This is a genomic window from Clostridium nigeriense (genome assembly GCF_900086595.1).
In the GTDB taxonomy this organism is placed as follows: domain Bacteria; phylum Bacillota; class Clostridia; order Clostridiales; family Clostridiaceae; genus Clostridium; species Clostridium nigeriense.
On sequence record NZ_LT575472.1, the window covers coordinates 1305395 to 1311994 of the forward strand.

At 30.9% G+C, this 6600-nt stretch carries 6 protein-coding genes and 1 pseudogene; all 7 read left to right on the plus strand.

Annotation, left to right across the window (positions count from 1 at the left end):
• On the plus strand, positions 1–766 hold a 766-nt coding region (locus BN6774_RS06355), incomplete at its 5' end, for a hypothetical protein (protein WP_407922090.1).
• 9 nt (positions 767–775) lie between these two features.
• Positions 776–1102 (plus strand): hypothetical protein, encoded by a 327-nt coding sequence (locus BN6774_RS06360; RefSeq protein ID WP_066891416.1) that lies wholly within the window; start codon positions 776–778, stop codon positions 1100–1102.
• Between the two features lie 67 nt (positions 1103–1169).
• Positions 1170–1661, plus strand: coding sequence for a hypothetical protein (locus tag BN6774_RS06365; RefSeq protein ID WP_159426819.1), 492 nt, complete (start codon positions 1170–1172; stop codon positions 1659–1661).
• A gap of 295 nt (positions 1662–1956) precedes the next feature.
• Positions 1957–3957: pseudogene (locus BN6774_RS06370) on the plus strand (T7SS effector LXG polymorphic toxin); the annotation flags it as partial.
• Positions 3958–3966: 9 nt separating this feature from the next.
• Positions 3967–4293, plus strand: coding sequence for a hypothetical protein (locus tag BN6774_RS06375; protein ID WP_066891416.1), 327 nt, complete (start codon positions 3967–3969; stop codon positions 4291–4293).
• Between the two features lie 67 nt (positions 4294–4360).
• Positions 4361–4852 (plus strand): hypothetical protein, encoded by a 492-nt coding sequence (locus BN6774_RS06380; protein WP_159426819.1) that lies wholly within the window; start codon positions 4361–4363, stop codon positions 4850–4852.
• A gap of 343 nt (positions 4853–5195) precedes the next feature.
• Positions 5196–6600: T7SS effector LXG polymorphic toxin (locus BN6774_RS06385; RefSeq protein ID WP_235829646.1), on the plus strand; the 1405-nt coding region annotated here is incomplete at its 3' end.

Genomic DNA, 6600 nt, shown 5'->3' on the forward strand with positions numbered 1-6600 from the left:
GAAATTCTTTGGAGAAGCATCATTTGCAAAAGGAATGAGTTATGATGATGCTAAAAGATATAATGATTATTGGAAACAAGTAGAATCAGGAAATAACACAGGATATCCAGGACTTAGCGATGCAGATATTAAATTATGGAAGTTTGCAGACAATAAACTAAATACTCGTATAGCCTTAAATAAGGTAGATCCAAATGAAGTTGTAAAGCTTAGGAAGAAAGCACTAGAGTTAGAGAATAGACTAAGAACAATAGATAATGGAAGTAGTAAAACTAATTTATACAACGAATTAAAGAAAATAACAAATCCACAAGCAAGGTATGAGTATTTATTAGATAAAGCAAATACAATGGATGTTTCCACAGAAAAAAATGGATCAATTTTTTATGCTGGAAGGGTTGAAACCGTAAATGGTATAACAACTGCAAGAGAAATGGCAGAAAGATACGCTGACCAATTATTCAAGGAAAAAGGAGTTTTTAAGCTTACATTAGAAAGAACACCTGGTGGAAAATGGATGGATGATTTAAAACTGTATGAGCAGACAAATGGAGTTCCTAAATATGAAGAATTAGGATTAAGTCGTCAGCAAACAGATCAGCTTTGGCGAATTTTATCAAGTAGATATGCGGATGGTGCAAGTGGAGCAGTAACAGCATTTACTAAGAATGTACCAGAGGTATGGAAACCTAAAACTATTTTTTTGAGTACAGAGTTACCACAGCTTAGGAATAATCCAAATGTTAAGCATATTAATATAAGGTAGGTGATTTTTATGTTAAATAGATATAAGGATAAATTCACAGTAGTGACAGATGGAATGCATAAAGTGCTTTATGAAGATTCAAGCTGTAAAATAGAGTTGCTTGCTGCGGATGTAAGAGATATATCATTATGGGTATCAATTGGAAAAATATTTGATAAGAATGGAAGTAATAGTACTAAGCTAACAAATAAGCAAAAATTAGAAGCATATAAAAGAGTATCTGCTGTTTTGAGACTTCAAGGTAAGGATGGAGTATATACTGATGAGTTTAAGTTAATAGAAGTAGATATTGAAAATATAGACTATGAAAAAAATATACTAGATATTGAAGAGTAGAGGTGACAAGGTGGTAGATATTAATAAAAACAACAAAAGAATTAGTATTTATATGGGGTGGAAACATATGAACTATATTTATGGTAAGGAAATGTTAGTTTTTACAATTGAACCTATGATTGAAGATGCAGATATTATTTATATTCCTAATGATGAAATCTGGGATAGTAGCAAAGTAGAATGGGTTAAAGGGAATAAAGAAGAAATTATAAATGATATTAAATCAATAGATTGGAATAGAGATATAAAATTTAGTGAAATTAATGGAGATTTAATATGCATATCAGCAGATAATAATTATATTGAAAAGGGCACAATAGAATCAACAGAAGCAGCAAAGGAATTTAAAAATCTTAATTTGTTTAATCCAGATAAAAAGGTAAATAAGGCACAGGCACATGAACTGTGGTGTGTATTAGAAAAAAGATTTGCTGAAAATGCTAAAGGTAAAGTTGAAATAAGGGCAAATGACATTATTGAAGGTAGTGTTTTTGATAAAATTACAATGCCTACATTAATAAACAATAAGAATATACAATTATTTTTTATAGGAAAATAGTAGAAAGAGAATATCTAGCAGACATAAATCAATAGCATGAATTTATGGTTGCTAGATTTTTTGTTATTAGGTGATTGAAGGAACTGATGAAAATTGAGACAGACGCACAATAAAAATATCTGGGGATGATTATAATTATATGAAGGTGAATACAGCAGATACAATTGTATTCACATGTTATATAAATACAGAAAGATTATATAAATTGGGGGGGGGGAAAATGGGGAGTAATCAGTATAATATAAAATATTCCTCAATGGATTAGTTCTACGTAGATGTTTGTACAAAAACACAAGACTGGTATAAGCAGTTAGATTCTTGGAAGACAAGTTATACAAACTTAATTAATATGACGAGTTTTAATGGACAATCTGCAACAGCTGTAAAATCTTATCTTGGAGAAGTCCATGAGTTTTTGTTACAATCAATTTATGTAGCTATTAGTAGGTTTCAAGCAGATTTTTTGCTTTATAAAAATCAATATTATGCTATTGAAAATAATATATATGCAACTATGCCAAGAGAGACAATTAAATCCATTGAGGATAAGCTAAGCAATGAAATTAAATATTTAAACAACATATCTAATGAAATAGACAGAAGTCTTAATTCTATATCTGATATTTATTGGAGGGGGAGACCATCAAAATCGACAATAGAAGGATATTTAAATTCTGAAAAAAATTCATTGGTGGTTTTTAATAGGAGTATAGAAAACTATGAAAACAATCAATATGCTGTAGCAAATGGAGAATTAAAAAGCCTATTAGAAACATTAAAAAGTACAGTGGTTCTATATAGTAGTTCAACAAATTCAGTGTTATCATATAAGAGTGGAGATTTAATTAATAAGACACAAGTATTAGATTTATATAATAAGGTACAATCAAGTGTAGAGTATGTAGAGAATAACAAAGAAGAAATTGAACTTGCAGCTTTAAATCAAGAAGAAGTATTTTCTCAAATGCAAAAAGACTATGAAGAAGCATTGGAAGCTAGAAAAGACGAAGGTAGGGTAAAGATGATTACCGGAGCTCTAGCTATAGCATTAGGTGGCGCAGCAATATTTTTCACTGCAGGAGCAGCAACCCCAATTGTAGTTACTGCAGCAGTAACTGGAATAAGTAGTGGGGTATACGGTATCAGTAATATTGTTGAAGGCGGATTAGATGTCCACTATGCTTCAATAGGAGATTTAAATAGTGTAGCTATAAATCCTATAAGAGATAAAGTATTTATGGGAAATCGTGCATATGATTTATGGGTAAATCTTAATATGGCAGTTGCAGGTTTATGTATTCCAGTTTCTCAGGCAGTAAATGGAGTGGTAGGAGCAAGTAAATCTATCATAGCTAAAGAAGCAGTAAAGGCAATTGGAAAGGAAACAAGTTTTGCTATAGGAGTAAACTGGGTAAGTAGTAATATTACTAATTTTGCAGTCGGCGCGTTAGAATTAAATCAAACAGAGTCAACTCTCCTTAATTTAGGCTTGAATTTTGGAATTGGAATTGGTGGTTATAAACTTAGAAGGAAATTCTTTGGAGAAGCATCATTTGCAAAAGGAATGAGTTATGATGATGCTAAAAGATATAATGATTATTGGAAACAAGTAGAATCAGGAAATAACACAGGATATCCAGGACTTAGCGATGCAGATATTAAATTATGGAAGTTTGCAGACAATAAACTAAATACTCGTATAGCCTTAAATAAGGTAGATCCAAATGAAGTTGTAAAGCTTAGGAAGAAAGCACTAGAGTTAGAGAATAGACTAAGAACAATAGATAATGGAAGTAGTAAAACTAATTTATACAACGAATTAAAGAAAATAACAAATCCACAAGCAAGGTATGAGTATTTATTAGATAAAGCAAATACAATGGATGTTTCCACAGAAAAAAATGGATCAATTTTTTATGCTGGAAGGGTTGAAACCGTAAATGGTATAACAACTGCAAGAGAAATGGCAGAAAGATACGCTGACCAATTATTCAAGGAAAAAGGAGTTTTTAAGCTTACATTAGAAAGAACACCTGGTGGAAAATGGATGGATGATTTAAAACTGTATGAGCAGACAAATGGAGTTCCTAAATATGAAGAATTAGGATTAAGTCGTCAGCAAACAGATCAGCTTTGGCGAATTTTATCAAGTAGATATGCGGATGGTGCAAGTGGAGCAGTAACAGCATTTACTAAGAATGTACCAGAGGTATGGAAACCTAAAACTATTTTTTTGAGTACAGAGTTACCACAGCTTAGGAATAATCCAAATGTTAAGCATATTAATATAAGGTAGGTGATTTTTATGTTAAATAGATATAAGGATAAATTCACAGTAGTGACAGATGGAATGCATAAAGTGCTTTATGAAGATTCAAGCTGTAAAATAGAGTTGCTTGCTGCGGATGTAAGAGATATATCATTATGGGTATCAATTGGAAAAATATTTGATAAGAATGGAAGTAATAGTACTAAGCTAACAAATAAGCAAAAATTAGAAGCATATAAAAGAGTATCTGCTGTTTTGAGACTTCAAGGTAAGGATGGAGTATATACTGATGAGTTTAAGTTAATAGAAGTAGATATTGAAAATATAGACTATGAAAAAAATATACTAGATATTGAAGAGTAGAGGTGACAAGGTGGTAGATATTAATAAAAACAACAAAAGAATTAGTATTTATATGGGGTGGAAACATATGAACTATATTTATGGTAAGGAAATGTTAGTTTTTACAATTGAACCTATGATTGAAGATGCAGATATTATTTATATTCCTAATGATGAAATCTGGGATAGTAGCAAAGTAGAATGGGTTAAAGGGAATAAAGAAGAAATTATAAATGATATTAAATCAATAGATTGGAATAGAGATATAAAATTTAGTGAAATTAATGGAGATTTAATATGCATATCAGCAGATAATAATTATATTGAAAAGGGCACAATAGAATCAACAGAAGCAGCAAAGGAATTTAAAAATCTTAATTTGTTTAATCCAGATAAAAAGGTAAATAAGGCACAGGCACATGAACTGTGGTGTGTATTAGAAAAAAGATTTGCTGAAAATGCTAAAGGTAAAGTTGAAATAAGGGCAAATGACATTATTGAAGGTAGTGTTTTTGATAAAATTACAATGCCTACATTAATAAACAATAAGAATATACAATTATTTTTTATAGGAAAATAGTAGAAAGAGAATATCTAGCAGACATAAATCAATAGCATGAATTTATGGTTGCTAGATTTTTTGTTATTAGGTGATTGAAGGAACTGATGAAAATTGAGACAGACGCACAATAAAAATATCTGGGGATGATTATAATTATATGAAGGTGAATACAGCAGATACAATTGTATTCACATGTTATATAAATACAGAAAGATTATATAAATTGGGGGGGGGGAAAATGGGGAGTAATCAGTATAATATAAAATATTCCTCAATGGATTAGTTCTACGTAGATGTTTGTACAAAAACACAAGACTGGTATAAGCAGTTAGATTCTTGGAAGACAAGTTATACAAACTTAATTAATATGACGAGTTTTAATGGACAATCTGCAACAGCTGTAAAATCTTATCTTGGAGAAGTCCATGAGTTTTTGTTACAATCAATTTATGTAGCTATTAGTAGGTTTCAAGCAGATTTTTTGCTTTATAAAAATCAATATTATGCTATTGAAAATAATATATATGCAACTATGTCAAGAGAGACAATTAAATCCATTGAGGATAAGCTAAGCAATGAAATTAAATATTTAAACAACATATCTAATGAAATAGACAGAAGTCTTAATTCTATATCTGATATTTATTGGAGGGGGAGACCATCAAAATCGATAATAGAAGGATATTTAAATTCTGAAAAAAATTCATTGGTGGTTTTTAATAGGAGTATAGAAAACTATGAAAACAATCAATATGCTGTAGCAAATGGAGAATTAAAAAGCCTATTGGAAATATTAAAAAGTACAGTGGTTCTATATAGTGGTACAACAAATTCAGTGTTATCATATAAGAGTGGAGATTTAATTAATAAGACACAAGTATTAGATTTATATAATAAGGTACAATCAAGTGTAGAGTATGTAGAGAATAACAAAGAAGAAATTGAACTTGCAGCTTTAAATCAAGAAAAAGTATTTTCTCAAATGCAAAAAGACTATGAAGAAGCATTGGAAGCTAGAAAAGACGAAGGTAGGGTAAAGATGATTACCGGAGCTCTAGCTATAGCATTAGGTGGCGCAGCAATATTTTTCACTGCAGGAGCAGCAACCCCAATTGTAGTTACTGCAGCAGTAACTGGAATAAGTAGTGGGGTATACGGTATCAGTAATATTGTTGAAGGCGGATTAGATGTCCACTATGCTTCAATAGGAGATTTAAATAGTGTAGCTATAAATCCTATAAGAGATAAAGTATTTATGGGGAATCAAGGTGCCTATGATTTATGGGGAAACCTTAATATGGCAGTTGCAGGTTTATGTATTCCAGTTTCGCAGGCAGTAAATGGAGTGGCAGGAGCAAGTAAATCTATCATAGCTAAAGAAGCAGTAAAGGCAATTGGAAAGGAAACAAGTTTTGCTATAGGAGTAAACTGGGTAAGTAGTAATATTACTAATTTTGCAGTCGGCGAGTTAGAATTAAATCAAACAGAGTCAACTCTCCTTAATTTAGGCTTGAATTTTGGAATTGGAATTGGTGGTTATAAACTTAGAAGGAAATTCTTTGGAGAAGCATCATTTGCAAAAGGAATGAGTTATGATGATGCTAAAAGATATAATGATTATTGGAAACAAGTAGAATCAGGAAATAACACAGGATATCCAGGACTTAGCGATGCAGATATTAAATTATGGAAGTTTGCAGACAATAAACTAAATACTCGTATAGCCTTAAATAAGGTAGATCCAAATGAAGTTGTAAAGCTTAGGA

Bases quoted from the DNA above. Each gene is read 5' to 3' on its own strand.
- BN6774_RS06360 (WP_066891416.1), top strand. From the start codon at position 776: ATGTTAAATAGATATAAGGATAAATTCACAGTAGTGACAGATGGAATG.
- BN6774_RS06365 (WP_159426819.1), top strand. From the start codon at position 1,170: ATGAACTATATTTATGGTAAGGAAATGTTAGTTTTTACAATTGAACCT.
- BN6774_RS06375 (WP_066891416.1), top strand. From the start codon at position 3,967: ATGTTAAATAGATATAAGGATAAATTCACAGTAGTGACAGATGGAATG.
- BN6774_RS06380 (WP_159426819.1), top strand. From the start codon at position 4,361: ATGAACTATATTTATGGTAAGGAAATGTTAGTTTTTACAATTGAACCT.